We start from the raw sequence: 215 nt of genomic DNA, 5'->3' as shown, positions 1-215 counted from the left end.
CCCGTGGCGCCGGTGACGAACACACGCTGCCCGGAGCGCACCCCGGCACGTTCGACCAGCCCGCTGAAGGCCATGACCGCACCGGTCGGCAACGCGGCGGCCTGCTCGAAGGACAGCTCGGCGGGTTTGACGGCCAGGTGGGACTCCAGCGTGACGACGGCCTCCGCGAACGCCCCACTCTCCTTCAGGCGCGCGATGCCGAAGACCTCGTCGCC

Annotated in this window: 1 pseudogene; it reads right to left on the bottom strand. The window is 72.1% G+C overall.

The features are described 5' to 3' along the window. Positions 1-215: pseudogene (locus tag BEK98_RS47740) on the bottom strand (NADP-dependent oxidoreductase); the annotation flags it as partial.

Source organism: Streptomyces diastatochromogenes (genome assembly GCF_002242805.1).
Classification (GTDB): Bacteria; Actinomycetota; Actinomycetes; order Streptomycetales; family Streptomycetaceae; genus Streptomyces; species Streptomyces diastatochromogenes.
Note: the sequence above shows the minus strand (reverse complement) of the source record. Positions and strands in the feature narration are given on the sequence as shown.